Here is a 15,121-nt window from a genome sequence, read left to right as displayed (position 1 = left end):
CCCGTGGCCGGCCGCCGTGGGGCGGGCCCGCGCCACTTCGTACGGCACGCGCTCGTGTGCTGCGCCCGTGTACCGCGCCCGTGTGCCGCGTCTGCCGTGTCCGTGGGCGCGCCGTGCGGCGGCCCCGTGGGGCGTGCCCGCGCGTGGGGTACGCGGCCGCGGGTGGCTGGCCCCGTCCGGGCGCGGAGCCCGCGCGCCGCGCTCGCATCCCGCCCGCCTGGCATCGCGCAGGCCGTGCGGCGCGGCCGGCGCGGGGTGGCGTGCCGACCGTCCGGTGGGTGGCCCGGGCACGGCTAGGCTCCCGTTGCACAGCGGCGGCGCGGGCCGGCGCGTGGCACGCGGCGCGGCGCGGGAAGCGCGCGCACGCGCGCCGGGGCCGGCACAGGGCCGGCCCGGACGGTACGCGCGAGGGAGACGTGAGCGGCAGTGGCGGACGGCGCGGCCAGGGGCGGAGCCACCGAGGGCGGGACCACCGGGGGCGGGGCCGCCGAGGGCGCGGCCCCGGTGGGCGAGGGCGGCGGGGACGGCGCCGCTGGGCGGGGCGCGACCGGGGGTCGGCCGCGCACGATGTACCAGAAGGTGGCCGCCGACCTGCGGCAGGGGATCACGGAAGGGGCGTACGGTTCGGGCGGCCGACTGCCGGCCGAGGGCGAGCTGGCGCGGCGCTACGACGTCTCGCGAGGCACCATCCGACAGGCGCTGGCCGTGCTGCGCGCGGAGGGCCTGGTCACCTCCCGCCGTGGCACCCGGCGCGTCGTCCTCGGCACCGAACGCGTACAGAGCTTCGGCGAACTCCTCAGCTTCACCCGCTGGGCCCGCTCCGTCGGCGAGGAACCGGGCGGCCGGGTCGTCACCCTCGCGCGCCACCCGGCCGACGCCGAGGAGCGCGAGCAGCTACGGCTGGGCCCCCGGGCCACCGTCTACCGGATGCTGCGGGTGCGCACGCTCTCCGGCCGGCCGGTGATGATCGAGCGCACCGTCTACCCCGAGCACGTCGGCGCCCTGGTCGCCGCGCTGGAGCCGGACACCGTCTCGCACACGGTCCGCCTTGAGGAGCGGGGCGTGGTGATCGCCGACGCCCAGCACACCATCGACCTGGCGCGCGCCGACGCGACGGACGCCCGACTGCTCGACTGCCGACCCGGCGACCCGCTGCTGCGCGAGCGGCGCCGCAGCACCGACCCGACCGGCACGCCCATCGAGTGGTCGGACGACCGGTACGTGCCGGGCACGATGGCCTTCACGATGCACAGCTCGGCCGCCTCCGGCTCCCTGGCCCGCCGCCGCGCCGCGCCCGCGCCTCCGGCTCCCGCCCCGGAGGGCTGAGCCGGGCGGCGCGGGCCCAGGCGGGCGGTGGCTGGTCGGCCGGTGGCGCGGGGTCAGCTACAGCAGCCGCCGCCGCAGCAGCCGCCCCCGGTGGGCGCGGCCGGCGCGGCGCCCCGGGCGGCGGTGGCTCCGGTGGCGACGGCGACCGTCGACAGCAGCTTGACCGTGTCACCGTGTCCGTCGGGGCAGGTGGCGGGGGCGTTGGCGTCCGCCATGGGGCGGCTGAGCTCGAAGTTGGCGCCACAGGCGCGGCAGCGGTACTCGTAACGAGGCATGCCCGCAGCCTAATCGCGATCCGCCGAGGCCAGGGGCCGTGGCCCGAACATCGTCCCGAACGCGGGCCCGGCCGCCCGGCCCGACGGGTCAGCCGCCGCTGCCACGCTCCTCGCGGATCTCCCGCACCACCCGGGCCGCGGTCTGCCGCACGGCCTCGGTCTCGGTGAGGAAGTGCCACCAGTCGGGGTGGCGGCCCTCCAGGCCGTCGACCGCGCGCGCCAGTCGGGCCACCGCGTCGTCGAGCGGGCGGGCGTGCCGCGGGTCGGGGGTGTTACGCCCCGCCATCGCCAGCCGCTGGGCGTCCCGCAGCGCGAACCGGGTGCGCTCCACCTCCCGCGCCCGGTCGTGGGAGACCTCGTCCAGCCGGCGCAACCGGTCGCCGGCGGTGGAGACCGCCTCGTCGGTGGTGTTGAGCAGCGCCCGCGCGGTGGACAGCAGCGACAGCGCGTCCGGCCAGCGCTGTGCCTCGCGCGCGGCCCTGGCCTCCGCCAGCTTGGCCTCGGCCTGCGCGACCGAGCGCGCGGCCTGCTCGGGGACGGGCTGGAGGTCCTGCCAGCACGCCGCGCTGTAGCGCCGGCGCAACTCGCTGAGCACCGGCTCGACACCCTCGGCCCGGGTGGTGATGGCCTCGGCCCGGGTCCGCAGCGAGACCAGTCGCCGGTCGATGTCGGCGGCGGTCGCCGGCAGCCGCTCGGCCTCCCCCCGCACCGCCTCGGCCGCTCGGACCACGTGGTCGGCCCGCCGGATCGTCTCCTGTACGCCGTGCTGTCCGGCGCCCTGGTTGAGCTTGGTCAGCTCGGGCGAGAGCGCGGCGAGCCGGGCGGCCAACTCGTCGGCGCGCAGCCCGGAGGCGCGCACCGCGTCGAGCGCGTCGCTGGCCGCCAGCAGCGCCTGCCGGGCCCGCTCGACGGCGGGCGCCAGCCGGGCCAACTGGCTCTCGGCCGTCCGCAGCAGCGGCGCCAGGCTCTCCGTGAACCGGTCGAGGTCGCCCTTGGCCTGGTCGAGCCCGGCTTTGGCCTGGGCCAGTTCGGCGCGGGCACGGGCGGCGGCGCTGGCTTCGAGGTCGTCGCGGTCCAGGTCGTGCGCGTCGACAGCGCTGATGTAGTCGTGGCTGGCCTGGTCGATGCGCTGGCCGAGCGCCGCGAAGTCGCTGATGGCCCGCCGCGCGGCGGGGGAGTCGTCGACGGCCGCGATCGTCTCGATGGAGATCCGCAGGTCCCGCTGGGCCGTGTCGAGTTCGTAGAACGCGGCGGCGGCGGCGTCCTTGGCCGCCTGCGCGTCGGCCCGCTGGCTCTCGCCGCGCCCGAACCACCGCCGCGTGCCACCTCCGGTGAAGGCGCCGGCCAGCGCGGCCACCACGAGCGGGACCGGGAGGGCGGCCACCAGCAGCACGTCCGCGACCACCCGGCCGAGCCCGGCGCCCCCCGACCCGGCGGCACGGACCCCCGGGCCACCGGAGCCGGCCCCGACGCCTCGGCCGGCCGTCGCGGCGCGGGGAGCGCGGGCGGGGAGCGCGACGCCCGCGACCGGCGACGCGGCCAGGGCGAGTGGGGCGGCGACGCGGGACGGCGGGCGGCCGTGCAGCAGGCGACGTACTAGGCGTACAGAATGCGTGGTGGTCGCCGTCACTACCCTCTCCCGATGAATCGCCCCAGGCCCGGATGCCATTCTCCCATCCGTTAGGGACGAACACACGGGCCGGATAGTTCGCGTCCCGGCGCGCCGATCGCCACCCCCTCCCCACCCGCCGCGTCGGCCACCTCGCCACACCGCGTGGCCGCCGCCCGCCCGTGCGCCGGGCCACCCGCTCCCTCCCGCCTCCGACCAGCCCCGGAACCGCGATCGCCCCGGGGGCACGGGTTTGCGAGCACGGGGCACCCTCGGGGTAGGCTGTCGGCTCATGCCAGGGCGCATAGCTCAGCGGTAGAGCGCTGCTCTTACAAAGCAGATGTCGCTGGTTCGATCCCAGCTGTGCCCACCGAGTCCGACCCGGAAAGAGGCCCGTACCGATCTCGGTGCCGGGCCTCTTCGGCGTTTCGGGGACGCTCGGGCCGGGTGGCCCCGGCGGGCACCGGGGGACGAGCGCGGCGGATGTTCGCGCGGCGGGTTCGGGGCCGGTCGGGAGGCGAGCTGGTCCGCTGGCCGGTGGGGCGGCTTAGGGGTGGGGGCGAGGGGGCTCGGGGCGGGCGTCGTCGGCGCACAGTTCAAGCCCGTTCTCCTGACGCATGTTTGACGCCACGTCAACAACAAGGGGGAGCAGGCGTCTTCACTCGTACGAGTGTTCTTCTGTTCCCAAGAATCGTTCTTGCACGCTATCTCGTAGACGCTCGCCGCTAGCGTGGCCGGCCTGTCGCCCCAGTTGCCATGGCGTGAAATCGACGCCGGCGAGCACCAGGCACCGGCACCAGGTGTACCCGTGCCAGGGCGGCGGGTCGGGCGGACATCGGGGACGGCAGCATGGGCTGTGACCAGCAACGAAGGACGGCGGCGGTGGAGTACGGGGAGACCGCCCTGTCCCCGCGTGCGCACGGGGCGACCGGCTCGGCCGAGACCGGGCGGGAAGGTGCCCCGCGCGGGCACTCAGGAGACCTGGGGGAGACATGGGGTACGGGGGATGTGCGGGACACGGGCGTGATCGGTGGAGCGGGGGACGCGGGGGCGGTGGGCGAAACAGTGCCTCACGTCGGGAGTGGTGTGATCGTGAGCGGTGCGAGCTGGGCGAGCGCGTTGGACGACGGCGAGCGGCTGGCACGGTCGTACGCCGTGCGCGGCTGCACCGTCGTGGAGCTGTCGGGGGATGTGGATCTCGCCACCGCCGGAGCGATCCGGGTCGTTCTTGACGAGGCGACGGCGACCACCGGCACCCCGCACGTGGTCGTCGACCTGCGGCGTACGACGTTCTTCGACTGCACCGGACTGGCGCTGCTGGTGCGCGCCGAGGAGCGGATGGCCCGGCGCGCGGGACGGCTCGGCCTGGTCTGCGCGCACGCCATCACGTTGCGGCTGATGGAGATCGCCAACCTCACGGGGCTGCTGAGGCCCGTGCCGACTCTGGAGCAGGCCCTGGAGCCGGCAGCGTGATCGGTATCGGTGCCAGACACGAGGCGGCGGCCGAGGGCAGCCGGCCGGTCGGGGCCGCCTCGTCGGCGCGCAGCAGCGGGCTGTTGTGGCGCAGCAGCCACAGCCGGTACGCCGCGTTGGCCCAGGCCAGCTCCAGATAGGCCGATCTGAGGTCGGCGTAGAGGGCGTCGGTGTCGGGCCCCCGGGCGGTGTGCGGCCGGGAGACCATGAACAGCCGCACGGTCAGCGGGTCGTCGCGCAGCGGGCGGATCACGATGCCCTCGCGGGCGGTGGTGGTCGGCTGGCACAGCGTGACGGCCTCGCCGGAGGCGACGAGCTCGGCGGCCGTGGTGTTGTCCCGCACATGCACCATGCGGGGGTTGAGCCCGGCCCGGGCGAAGGCGCGGCGCAGCGAGGCGCACTCGTCCTCCATGGTCAGGTCGACCACCCAGCGGTCGTCGGTCAGATCGGTAAGCCGGACGACGGGGCGGCCGGCGGCCGGGTGGTTCGCCGACAGCGCGATGAACTGCGGCTCCTGGGCGACCAGGGTGTGCCGCTCGACACCGGCCGGCACCGGCAGCGGGAAGCCGGTGAACTCGTGCACGAACGCCACGTCGAGCTGCTGGGTCGCCACCATCTGGAGCAGCATCGTCGCCGAGACGTCCACGTGGATCGTGGTGTCGGTGTCGGGCAGTCGCGCGTGCAGCTTGCGCAGCCAACCGGCCACGGCGCGGTTGCCGGTGCTGCCGATGCGCAGGTGCGCCTCGCTGATGTTGGCGGCGGCGTCCTTGGCCGCGCTGACCAGGGCGCTCATGTCGGCCACGATCGGCCGGGCCCGGGCCAGGATGGAGCGGCCGAGCGGCGTGGGCTGGCTGCCGGACTGCTCGCGGGTGAACAGCAGCCCTCCGATGGCCTTCTCGATCCGCCTGAGCTGCGTGGTGAGGGACGGCTGCGTCATGCCCAGTTGCAGCGCAGCCTTGCGCACGCTGCCCGCGTCGGCGATAGCACATAGCGCACGAAGGTGTCTCACGTCGAGCTCCACGGCCGGAGCATAACGGCGTACGCGTGACGCACACCAGACGCACCATCCGATCGCCTGTTCCCACAGCCGGAGGTTGGCGGGATGCGATGCGTCACGGTGAGGGCCGTTCGAGGGTGGCGACTTACCCCGAAAGAAGAGCTCGTGCGAGGTTCGTCGGTTTCCTGGACCTATAGCTTCGGGCTATCGGCAGTTGACATCGTCCGCGCTGTGCGACGTGTCCCTGACACTCGGCGGGACACGTTCCGGACGGCCCGGCCGCTACCCCACTGGCGGTCGCAGGGGCCTTCGGACGCCCAAAGGAGTCCCCCCATGAAAAGCTCCAAGATATTCCTGTCGGTCTCGCTGGGCCTCGGGCTGGCCACCATGACCGCGCTGCCGGCCTCCGCCGACGCGAGCGCGGCGGCCACGCAGCGGTCGACGCCCGCCAGCGTCGCCGCCTACGAGGCCTCCGGTGAGAACGCCGCGGCCACCAAGGCGTTCTTCGAGGCCGTCATCACGTCGGCCAAGGCCAAGCAGGCCAGGACCGGCGAGCGGGCCGTCACCGTCACCTACGACGCCAGCCAGGCGCCCACCTTCGCCTCGCAGATCTCGCAGAGCGCGCAGATCTGGAACTCGCACGTCTCCAACGTGAAGCTCCAGGCGGGCTCGGGCGGCGGCGACTTCTCGTACCGCGAGGGCAACGACCCGCGCGGCTCGTACGCCAGCACCGACGGGCACGGCCGGGGCTACATCTTCCTGGACTACCAGCAGAACCAGCAGTACGACTCGACCCGGGTCACCACGCACGAGACCGGTCACGTGCTGGGCCTGCCGGACAACTACTCCGGCCCGTGCAGCGAGTTGATGTCGGGCGGCGGCCCCGGCCCGTCCTGCACCAACCCGAACCCGAACGCGCAGGAGTCGGCCCGCGTCAACCAGCTCTGGGCCAACGGTCTGAGCGGTGTCGACACCTTCGCCAAGGGCGTCCTCGTCAAGTAACGGGCCCCGGCCCGCGACGGGCCGGCCGACCGGCGCCGCTGTCCCCACGGTGGCCGCGCCCCACGCCGGCACCGCCCGAGGCGGCACCCCGCACGAGGCCCGCGCCACACGACGGACCGGCCGTCCCCGCACGCTGTGCGCGGGGGCGGCCGGTCCGCTGTTCCGTGGTTCGGGCCCGCGCGGCGGGTCCGGGGGCGGTCAGTAGAGCTTGTTGACGGCGGTCGTCGTGGTCTTCTTGAAGTCGGACACCTGGGCGTGCTGGAAGTTGCCCATCTGGCCCCACTTCACGACGGTGACCGTCCGGCCGTCGCGGCCCACCGAGAACATGTTGATGTCGGAGGCGCCCCAGGTGTGGGCGGTGTGGATGCCGTACACGTTCGCGCCCTCCTCGACGTTGATCCGGCCGAAGTCGCGGAACTCCGCCGTGGTGTCCGGGTCCTCCTGCTCGGCCTTGTCGGCGCACTCGCGGATCGTCTTGTTCCACAGCGCCGCCAGCGACTTGGCGCGCGTCTCGTCCCGCTCCACGACGGTCACCTGCACCGCGCTGGTGTCGAACTCGGTCCAGAAGTCGCGGTGGACGGAGGTGGCGCCGGGCAGCGCGGGGCCGACGCAGAAGGGCAGCGGGTCCGGCGTGCCGGCCGTGACGGGGCTGGCGTGCCAGACGGAGGACGGGTGCGGCGGCAGTTCGGCCGGGGCCAGGAACGCCGGCTCGGCGGCGCGGGGCGCGGCGGTCGCGGCCGGGGCCAGGACGGCGGTGGTCGCCGCGGTGGCCAGAACGGCCAGTCCGATGGCGCCGACGCGGCCGAGCCGGGTCCGGGCGCCGGGCCGCGCGGCCCGGGAGGTGCTGGTCACAGCGTGGGTGGTGGTGGCGTCGGCGACGTTGTCGTGGTGCGAGTACGTGTTCATGAGGCAACTTCGCCACGGCCGCGACCGGGGTGCAAGACAACGGCGACCATGCGGGACGCTGGAACGCGAAAACCCCCTCCCACCTGCACGTATGCCAGGTGCCTGGAACGCGGACCCGGAACGCCCGGACGGGGCTGGCACTAGGATCGGGCACTGTGTCGACCCCATCGCCCCCACGGCGCCGGAAGCCGCGCGCCGACGCAGAGCGCAACCGGGCGCGCGTCCTTGACGCCGCGCGGGCGCTGTTCACCGCGCGCGGCCAGGAGGTGCAGATGCCCGAAGTGGCCCGCGCCGCTGGGGTCGGCATCGGCACCGTCTACCGCCACTTCCCGAGCCGGGCCGCGCTGATCGAGGCCGCGGGCGAGCAGCGGCACGACGACATCGTCGAGTTCGGCCGCACCGTGTGCGTGCCCTGCCCGGACGCCGCCGACGGGCTGGCCCGCTACATCCGGTACATCGGCGAGGTGTTGGCCAGCGACCGCGGCCTGACCGCCTCGATCGAGGCGACGCTGGGATCGGCCCGGCCGGAGGGCGCGGCGGCGGAGCGCACCGAGGCCATAGCGGCCGAACTCATCGTGCGCGGCAGAGCCCAGGGAACGATCCGCTCCGAGGTGGAGGTGGCCGACCTCAGCATGATCGTGTGCGGCCTCGCGGCGATCATCCGGAACGGGACCGGGGACTGGCGCCGCTACCTCGACATCACCCTGGGCGGACTGCGCGACCTGCCCCCCGTCGCCACGCCCGAGAGCCCCCGCCCCTTGCCGGCCGGCCGCCCTCAGGCGACCGCCCGCACCTCGCCCGCCGGCCCGCCGGCCCGCGCGGCGACCCCCGCCGCCCGACCACGCTGACCCCGCCCCGCCGCGTCTGGGCACCGCGCCGCCCCGCCGCGCGTGTGACCCGCGCCGCCGCGCGTGAGGCCGGCCCCGCCGCGTACGCCCCGCCGCGCGCCCGTGCGCGTACACCGACCCACGTCCGCCCACCGCCCCGCGCCCGGAGCTCGCCCCGCGCCCGCCCCGCCCCGAGGCGGCGTGAGGGGCTGCCGGGGCGTGGTGGCCGGGGTAGAACGGGGCCGAGCCCGGCCCCGCGCGTGCGGGACCGGGCTCGGCCGTGGGTGGTGTGCGATGGCGTGGTGCGCCGGGCGTTACGCGGACTCTGCCGCCACCAGCTCCGCGATCTGCACGGCGTTCAGCGCCGCGCCCTTGCGCAGGTTGTCGCTGGAGCAGAAGAAGGACAGGCCGCGCCCGTCGGGCACGGTCTCGTCCCGCCGGACGCGACCGACGAACGTCGGGTCCTGACCGGCCGCCTGGAGCGGGGTGGGAATGTCGGAGAGCGTCACGCCCGGCGCCGAGGCGAACAGCTCGGTGGCCCGCTCGGGGCTGAGCGGGGCCGCGAAGCGGGCGTTGACCTGGAGCGAGTGACCGGTGAAGACGGGCACCCGCACACAGGTGCCGGAAACCAGCAGCTCCGGGATGTCCAGGATCTTGCGGCTCTCGTTGCGCAGCTTGCGCTCCTCGTCCGTCTCGTTCGAACCGTCCTCCAGCAGCGAACCGGCCAGCGGCAGCACGTTGTACGCGATGGGGCGCGCGTACTTGCGCGGCTCGGGCAGGGTGACGTTCGACCCGCCGTGGGTCAGCCGCGCCGCGTTCTCGGCGGTCTTCTGGATCTGCTCCTCCAGCTCGGCCACGCCCTCCAGGCCGCTGCCGGACACCGCCTGGTAGGAGGCGATGACCAGGCTCTCCAGGCCGGCCTCGGCGTGCAGCGGGCGCAGCACCGGCATGGCGGCCATGGTCGTGCAGTTGGGGTTGGCGATGATGCCCTTGGGACGTCGGGCGACGGCCTCCGGGTTGACCTCGGAGACCACCAGCGGGACCTCCGGGTCCATCCGCCAGGCCGACGAGTTGTCGATCACCACGGGGCCGGCGGCGGCCACCTTGGGGGCCAGCGCCCGGGAGGTCGTGCCGCCCGCCGAGAACAGCACGACATCCAGGCCGGAGTAGTCGGCGGTGGCCGCGTCCTCCACGGTGATCTCGGTGTCCTGCCACGTCAGCGTGCGCCCGGCCGAGCGTGCCGAGGCGAACAGCCGCAGCTGCTCCACCGGGAAGGCGCGCTCGGCGAGAATGCCGCGCATCACCCCGCCGACCTGGCCGGTGGCACCGACGATTCCGATCCTCATCCTGCTCCTCCACTCACCTGCGTCCGCCGGGGCCGGTGGACGCACCGCCACCCCGGTCGTGCTCCGTCATCACGTCTTCACCCCGTCCGTACGCGCACCCGCTTTCCGGGGCGACCCGCCGCCGACCCGCTGGGCGGACACGTACGACCGTTTGCAGTATCTCCCGCACCTTCCCTCCCACCGCCCTCGTGTATGCCTGATCCGCAGGTGAAGAGGGTCACGCGGACGGTGGAGTTCCGATCGCGGAGGTGATCTGCGCCGGATCGTCGCCGCCGGGGACGACCGTCCGCACGGGTGGGAACGGGCCAGCCGGAGGGCGCCTGGTGGCGCGTCGCCGGGCTCGATCCGGCCAGCCACCTTGCCCGCTCGCCGAGTTGCGGTCACGGTTGTGCCCTGCGGGCGTGCCGAACGTTCGCGCCCACCTCGGATCGGAGGCACCGTGGCACCCCTGGCACCGTTCGTTCCCCCGCACGAGGTCGTCGGGCAGGGCCCGCACCGGGTCGTGGCCGTACACGGCTGGTTCTCGGACCGCTCCGCGTACGCCGCGCTGCTCCCGCACCTCGACCGGCGGGCGTTCACCTACGTACTGCCGGACCTGCGCGGGTACGGGGCGGCGCGTGAGGTGCCCGGCGAGTACACCACGGACGAGGCCGGCCACGACCTGTTGGCGCTCGCCGACCACCTGGGGTGGGAGCGGTTCTCGGTGCTGGGGCACTCCATGGGCGGCGCGGTGGCGCAGCGGCTGCTGGTGGCGGCGCCGCACCGGGTGCGCCGGCTGGTGGGGGTGGCGCCGGTGCCCGCGAGCGGGGTGCCGATGTCGGGGGAGGAGTGGGAGCTGTTCGCCGCGGCCCCCGACCGGCCCGAGAACCGGCGCGCGATCATCAACCTGACGACGGGCGACCGGCACCCGGACGCCTGGCTCGACCTCATGGTCCGGCACTCGACCGAGCGCGTCGATCCCAAGGCGATGCGGGCCTGGCTCGACTCCTGGGCGCTGGAGGACTTCCACGAGCGGGTCGTGGGTCTGCCACTGCCGGTACGTGTGGTGGTCGGCGGGCACGACCCGGCGCTGTCGGCGGCGGTCATGCGGGCGACCTGGCTGCGCTGGTACCCCGCGGCGGAGCTGGTGGAGCTGCCGACCGCGGGGCACTATCCGGCGGACGAGTCCCCCCTTGAGCTGGTACGCGTCGTGGAGGACTTCCTCGCCCGGGACCCCGACTGAGGGCGGGCGCGCCGGGAGCTCAGAACCCGTTCGCGGCGGTCGTCTCGCCGGAGGTCTCCCCGGGGGTGGCGCTCGCCCCGGTGGAGTCGGTCGGTGTCGCCGTGGTGGGGGTCGCCCCGGTGGGGGTGGCGTCCGCGTTCTCGCGTAGCTTCTCGCGTCGCTCCCGCTCCGTCTGCTCGTAGTCGGGCAGCAACTGCCGCAGGATGCGGTCGACATAGCCCCGGGTCTCGTTGAACTCGGGGATGGCGCGCGCCCGCAGGACCGCGCCCGGTCCCGCGTTGTAGGCGGCGAGCGCCAGTTCGGTGCGGTCGCCGGGCACGTCCTTGACCGAGTCGTAGAGGTGGCACATGTAGCGGGCCTGGGAAGGGATGGCGTCCTTCGGGTTCCACACGTCGGCCTTGCCGTCGCCGTCCCCGTCCCGGCCCCACTCCTCCCAGGTCACCGGCGCGAACTGGGAGATCCCGTTCGCCTTGCCGGAGCTGGCCCGCGGGTCCCAGCGGCTCTCCGCGTCGATCTGCGCGGCGAGTAGCGGCACGGTCAGCGGTACGCAGGTGCGGGCGGCGGCCTCGATGGTGGCGCGGTGTTCGTCCGGCACGGTGGGCAGCGGGTCGGGGCCGTCCGTCACCAGTTCGCGTACGGCGAAGATCCCGGCACCCAGCAGGGCCGCGCTGGCCACCACCGCACAGCCGAACCGGGCACGACGGGTCACCATACGGAAACGGAAGGTGGGGAGAAGAGCATGGGGTGGACGATAACCGGATTTACGTGGGCCCCCGAAATCGAGGGAGGACGTGCGACGGTTGATCCGTATTCGCGTTCCCGCCTCGCGCGCCGGTGCCCCTGGTACGCCGGGGAACGGGGCGCCAGCCGACATCGGACACCGTGGCCGACACCGGCCGGTCGGGCCGGTGGCCCGGGGTCCAAGCGGAGCCGGCCACCGGTGACCGGAGCGGGTGACCGGTGACCGAGGCCGGCGACCGGGATCGGGCGGCGGACGCGGCGGTCCGGGCCCGGGTCAGGAAGCCTGTTGGGGCTCGCGGGTGTTCGGGCGCCGGCTCATGACGTAGCCGGCGATCGTGCCCACCGCGAACAGGGCGAGCACCGAGACGGCGGTGCTGAGCCAGGTCGCGCCGAGCCACTGGCCGCCGAGGTAGCCAAGGCCCACGCTGTACGCGGCCCACATCAGTCCGGCCAGCGCGGACCAGGGGAGGAACTCGGCCGCCTTGCGGTGCGCGGCGCCGGCTCCCAGGCTCACCACGGAGCGCCCGGCCGGGGCGAACCGCGCGAGGACGACGAGCGTGGCCCCGCCGCGCTCCAGCGCGGCACCCAACTTCTGCTGGGCCGCGGTCAGTCGGCGGGAGCGGGCGATGGCGCGGTCGAGGCGCTCCCCGCCGCGCCAGGCCAGCCGGTAGGCGACCAGGTCGCCGAGTACGGAGGCGGTGGCGGCGCACAGCACCAGGGCGAGCATCTCGGGGACGTCGGCGTCGGGCTTGACGCCCCGCGCGGCTCCCACCGCGTCGGCCGTCGTGGTGCCGGCGGCGGCGGTGGCCGCGGCGATCACCAGGATGCCGCTGGGCAGGACGGGCAGGAAGACGTCGAGGACCACGGACGCGCCAATGATCACGTAGATCCACGGGGTGTCGACGAGCGACCCCAAGGTTTCCAGCAACGTCTCTCCCGGTCCCGTTCCCCCGCCGCGACGTCGCAGGGGAGCGGCAGGAGCGGCCTCTTCGGCAACAGCCATACAGCGTATGCCTGTGTCGGCAGAGCATACCGAGCCGTGACCGGTCACCGCGGTCGGATAACGCCCAGGTCACGCTGGTCAGCGGGGCGTGGCGCCGGTGACCGGGCGGTAGCCGGCGGACCACGGGCCCAGCACGCCGGGGCACACCATGAGCAACAGCGCATAACGTCCCGCCGGGGCGGCCAAACCTCGGCTTCTCGATATGTCGACTCGTCATCACGTCGTTACATCCGTAGGTCGGCCATGTCGCGTCCGCGCGGGCGTCGCGGGCCCGGTGGGGCGGTGTGGGGCGGGTCGCGACGACGTCCGGCCGCGTCCCGATCGGTATCGGGACGCGGCCGGGGTGTGCGGGCGGCGTCGACGCGCCGCCGGCGGGCGGGCCGGTGGTCGGCCGGCGCCTCAGACGCGGGTCGGCTGGCGGCGCGGCTCGGCGAGGTGCCGGTCGCGCTGGCCGCCGACGAGCCGGTCCAGGGCCCAGGGGCCCGGGCCGGTGAAGACGATCATGAGGAAGGCCCAGCAGAACATCGCGGACGCCTCGCCGCCGTTCTCCAGCGGCCACAGCTTCTCCGTCTGGTGCTCGGTGAAGTAGGCGTACGCCATCGAGCCCGAGCTTATGAAGGCCGCGCTGCGGGTGAACAGGCCGGTCATCACGAGGACGCCGCCGACGAGCTGGATCACCGCCGCGTACCAGCCGGGCCAGGTGCCGGTGTCCACGGTGCCGCCGGCGCCGTCGACGCCGCCGAAGCTGCCGAAGAGGGACGAGGCGCCGTGGCAGGCGAAGAGCAGGCCGACGACGATCCGGAAGAGGGAGGTGACGCGCGGTCGGGCGGCGTCGAGCTGTTCGGTGAGCGAGGTGGGGGACGACATGACAGGGACTCCTCGTTTTTCGGGGACGGGAAACAACGAGGGGGCCAGGTTAGGGACGCCTAATAGTTTGTTGCAAGTTCAAGTTCTGCCAGATGTGCCGCGTCGGATGCCGGGGGCTCCTGGGGCGCCGGCTCGCCCGGCCGTGGGTGACCGGCGTGCGGGGCCGCTTTCGCGCATCGTCGCTGCACGGGGCGGTGTGGCGGTGGTGCGTGGCGCGTTATGCAAGGTCATTGCATGTGTGGCGGGCTCGGCCCGCTGGTGGGCGGGCCGCCGTGAACACGTCGGGGCGCCATGCCGAGCGTAGAGCGACATGGGCATGACCGTCAGGTGGTCTCGACCAGTTGGTATGGACTTTTTGCCGGCCGGGCGGGTCCATTTCCCGGCGCTGACCGCGACGGGTCATCTGAATGGCTGAAATGCATCGCCCTGTCGGGGCGGCGTCACGGTTCCGTGTGCGCCGGGACGCGGCAGGTCGCGCCCTCTCGACGGGGAGGCTGGGCGGGTGGTACGCGCGGGGCGGGAGGTGGGTGGTGGCTCGCGTGGCGCGAAGGCATTGGTGCGGAACAGGAATCCGTTTCAGCTGTCAACCTCGGGTTGACGCTCGCCCTGCTGTCAACCTACGGTTGACGGCATGACGCAGCCCTTGAACATCACGCCCCCGATCCGGCTCGACGAGCTGATCGAGGCCATCAAGAAGGTCCACCCCGCCGTCCTCGACCAGCTCTCCGGCGCCGTGATCGCCGCCGACCACCTGGGCGAGCTGGCCGACCACCTCATCGGCCACTTCGTGGACCAGGCCCGCCGCTCCGGCGCCTCCTGGACCGAGATCGGCACGAGCATGGGCGTCACCCGGCAGGCGGCCCAGAAGCGGTTCGTGTCCAAGGGGTCGAGCGAGGCGCCCCCGCTCGACCCGAGCCAGGGGTTCAACCAGTTCACGGTCGGGGCCAGGAACGCCCTGGTCGCCGCCCACGGCGAGGCCAAGGCGGCGGGCAGCTCCGAGGTCGGGCCCACGCATCTGACGCTCGGGCTGCTCGGCGAGCCCGAGGCGCCGGCCGCGCAGGCGATCCGCGCGCAGGGCGTGCCCCTGGAGCGGGTCCGGGAGGCGGCGCTGGCCGCGCTGCCCGCGCCGGCCGACGAGGTGCCCGAGCTCGTGCCGTACAGCGCGGGCGCGCGCAAGACTCTTGAGCTCACCTTCCGTGAGGCCCTGCGGCTCGGGCACCGCGAGGTCGGGACCGAGCACCTGCTGCTCGCGCTCCTGGAGTACGAGGACGGGGCGGGTGTGCTGGCGGGCCTGGGTATCGCCAAGGACGCCGCGTCGGCCCACGTGGCCCAGGCCGCGGCGGACGGCGAGGCGGCGCCCGAGCAGGGGTGAGCGCGGGCCGGGCCGGTCCGGGGTGAGTCGGGTCGGGGTGGGCCGGGCCGGGCCGGAGTCTGCCGCCGCGGAGTGGGCCGGACCGGGCGGTGACGCGCGCGGTGACGGGCGTGGCGCGTTGCGGCGTGGTGGCCGGGGCCCGGGGGTCTTGGGGC

14 protein-coding genes and 1 tRNA gene are annotated in these 15,121 nt (G+C 74.5%); 7 read left to right on the top strand and 8 right to left on the bottom strand.

All coding sequences use genetic code 11. The annotated features are described in order from the left end of the window. The first annotated feature begins 567 nt into the window (after positions 1 to 567). The gene (locus ACFVFR_RS12320; RefSeq protein ID WP_383700208.1) at positions 568 to 1,326 is read left to right on the top strand and encodes a GntR family transcriptional regulator; all 759 of its coding nucleotides are present in this window, start codon (positions 568 to 570) and stop codon (positions 1,324 to 1,326) included. 53 nt (positions 1,327 to 1,379) lie between these two features. Here the strand turns inward: ACFVFR_RS12320 and ACFVFR_RS12315 are convergent, their stop codons facing one another. Together ACFVFR_RS12315 and ACFVFR_RS12310 are read right to left on the bottom strand one after the other, a co-directional pair. Further along, on the bottom strand, positions 1,380 to 1,601 hold the full coding sequence (locus ACFVFR_RS12315) for a zinc ribbon domain-containing protein (RefSeq protein WP_383700206.1): 222 nt from the start codon (positions 1,599 to 1,601) through the stop codon (positions 1,380 to 1,382). An 88-nt stretch (positions 1,602 to 1,689) separates the two neighbouring features. Continuing rightward, positions 1,690 to 3,006 carry a hypothetical protein gene (locus ACFVFR_RS12310; RefSeq protein WP_383700377.1) on the bottom strand — a complete coding sequence of 439 codons (1,317 nt, stop codon included), beginning with the start codon at positions 3,004 to 3,006 and terminating at the stop codon, positions 1,690 to 1,692. Positions 3,007 to 3,508: 502 nt separating this feature from the next. Between ACFVFR_RS12310 and ACFVFR_RS12305 the strand changes: the two genes are divergently transcribed. Beyond that, a tRNA-Val gene (locus tag ACFVFR_RS12305) sits at positions 3,509 to 3,580 on the top strand. Between the two features lie 722 nt (positions 3,581 to 4,302). Continuing rightward, complete coding sequence (locus ACFVFR_RS12300; RefSeq protein ID WP_383700204.1) at positions 4,303 to 4,683, top strand: anti-sigma factor antagonist; 381 nt, start codon at positions 4,303 to 4,305, stop codon at positions 4,681 to 4,683. On the opposite strand, the gene ACFVFR_RS12295 is transcribed toward ACFVFR_RS12300, so the two are convergent. Further along, positions 4,625 to 5,692 carry a LysR family transcriptional regulator gene (locus ACFVFR_RS12295; protein ID WP_383700202.1) on the bottom strand — a complete coding sequence of 356 codons (1,068 nt, stop codon included), beginning with the start codon at positions 5,690 to 5,692 and terminating at the stop codon, positions 4,625 to 4,627. The two genes, ACFVFR_RS12300 and ACFVFR_RS12295, sit on opposite strands and share 59 nt — an antisense overlap. Positions 5,693 to 6,013: 321 nt before the next feature. Between ACFVFR_RS12295 and snpA the strand changes: the two genes are divergently transcribed. Continuing rightward, positions 6,014 to 6,682 carry a snapalysin gene (gene snpA / locus ACFVFR_RS12290; RefSeq protein ID WP_383700200.1) on the top strand — a complete coding sequence of 223 codons (669 nt, stop codon included), beginning with the start codon at positions 6,014 to 6,016 and terminating at the stop codon, positions 6,680 to 6,682. Between the two features lie 198 nt (positions 6,683 to 6,880). Here the strand turns inward: snpA and ACFVFR_RS12285 are convergent, their stop codons facing one another. Next, positions 6,881 to 7,588 carry a hypothetical protein gene (locus ACFVFR_RS12285; RefSeq protein ID WP_383700198.1) on the bottom strand — a complete coding sequence of 236 codons (708 nt, stop codon included), beginning with the start codon at positions 7,586 to 7,588 and terminating at the stop codon, positions 6,881 to 6,883. 155 nt (positions 7,589 to 7,743) lie between these two features. On the opposite strand from ACFVFR_RS12285, the gene ACFVFR_RS12280 reads away from it, so the two are divergent. After that, a complete protein-coding gene (locus tag ACFVFR_RS12280; RefSeq protein ID WP_383700196.1) occupies positions 7,744 to 8,436 on the top strand; it encodes a TetR/AcrR family transcriptional regulator in 693 nt (230 codons plus the stop codon). Between the two features lie 293 nt (positions 8,437 to 8,729). Here the strand turns inward: ACFVFR_RS12280 and ACFVFR_RS12275 are convergent, their stop codons facing one another. Next, the gene (locus ACFVFR_RS12275; RefSeq protein ID WP_383700194.1) at positions 8,730 to 9,761 is read right to left on the bottom strand and encodes an aspartate-semialdehyde dehydrogenase; all 1,032 of its coding nucleotides are present in this window, start codon (positions 9,759 to 9,761) and stop codon (positions 8,730 to 8,732) included. Positions 9,762 to 10,209: 448 nt separating this feature from the next. Between ACFVFR_RS12275 and ACFVFR_RS12270 the strand changes: the two genes are divergently transcribed. After that, on the top strand, positions 10,210 to 10,983 hold the full coding sequence (locus ACFVFR_RS12270; protein ID WP_383700374.1) for an alpha/beta fold hydrolase: 774 nt from the start codon (positions 10,210 to 10,212) through the stop codon (positions 10,981 to 10,983). Between the two features lie 19 nt (positions 10,984 to 11,002). On the opposite strand, the gene ACFVFR_RS12265 is transcribed toward ACFVFR_RS12270, so the two are convergent. The 3 genes from ACFVFR_RS12265 to ACFVFR_RS12255 all read right to left on the bottom strand — a co-directional run bounded on the left by ACFVFR_RS12265 (position 11,003) and on the right by ACFVFR_RS12255 (position 13,594). Then, a complete protein-coding gene (locus ACFVFR_RS12265) occupies positions 11,003 to 11,695 on the bottom strand; it encodes a lytic transglycosylase domain-containing protein (protein WP_383700192.1) in 693 nt (230 codons plus the stop codon). A 303-nt stretch (positions 11,696 to 11,998) separates the two neighbouring features. After that, the gene (locus tag ACFVFR_RS12260; RefSeq protein ID WP_383700191.1) at positions 11,999 to 12,652 is read right to left on the bottom strand and encodes a DedA family protein; all 654 of its coding nucleotides are present in this window, start codon (positions 12,650 to 12,652) and stop codon (positions 11,999 to 12,001) included. A gap of 474 nt (positions 12,653 to 13,126) precedes the next feature. Then, a complete protein-coding gene (locus tag ACFVFR_RS12255; protein WP_383700189.1) occupies positions 13,127 to 13,594 on the bottom strand; it encodes a DoxX family protein in 468 nt (155 codons plus the stop codon). Positions 13,595 to 14,225: 631 nt separating this feature from the next. Here ACFVFR_RS12255 and ACFVFR_RS12250 point away from each other — a divergent pair. After that, entirely contained in the window at positions 14,226 to 14,966 is a 741-nt protein-coding gene (locus ACFVFR_RS12250; protein ID WP_383700186.1) for a Clp protease N-terminal domain-containing protein, read from the top strand. Positions 14,967 to 15,121 lie beyond the last annotated feature (155 nt).

Origin of the sequence: Streptomyces sp. NPDC057702 (genome assembly GCF_042799315.1) — a bacterium.
Taxonomy (GTDB): domain Bacteria; phylum Actinomycetota; class Actinomycetes; order Streptomycetales; family Streptomycetaceae; genus Streptomyces.
Note: the sequence above shows the minus strand (reverse complement) of the source record. Positions and strands in the feature narration are given on the sequence as shown.

What these genes read in the sequence shown, in the direction of transcription:
- ACFVFR_RS12275 (WP_383700194.1), bottom strand. Translation starts at nt 9,761, where the DNA reads ATGAGGATCGGAATCGTCGGTGCCACCGGCCAGGTCGGCGGGGTGATG.
- ACFVFR_RS12265 (WP_383700192.1), bottom strand. Translation starts at nt 11,695, where the DNA reads ATGGTGACCCGTCGTGCCCGGTTCGGCTGTGCGGTGGTGGCCAGCGCG.
- ACFVFR_RS12250 (WP_383700186.1), top strand. Translation starts at nt 14,226, where the DNA reads ATGACGCAGCCCTTGAACATCACGCCCCCGATCCGGCTCGACGAGCTG.
- ACFVFR_RS12320 (WP_383700208.1), top strand. Translation starts at nt 568, where the DNA reads ATGTACCAGAAGGTGGCCGCCGACCTGCGGCAGGGGATCACGGAAGGG.
- ACFVFR_RS12255 (WP_383700189.1), bottom strand. Translation starts at nt 13,594, where the DNA reads ATGTCGTCCCCCACCTCGCTCACCGAACAGCTCGACGCCGCCCGACCG.
- snpA (WP_383700200.1), top strand. Translation starts at nt 6,014, where the DNA reads ATGAAAAGCTCCAAGATATTCCTGTCGGTCTCGCTGGGCCTCGGGCTG.
- ACFVFR_RS12315 (WP_383700206.1), bottom strand. Translation starts at nt 1,601, where the DNA reads ATGCCTCGTTACGAGTACCGCTGCCGCGCCTGTGGCGCCAACTTCGAG.
- ACFVFR_RS12285 (WP_383700198.1), bottom strand. Translation starts at nt 7,588, where the DNA reads ATGAACACGTACTCGCACCACGACAACGTCGCCGACGCCACCACCACC.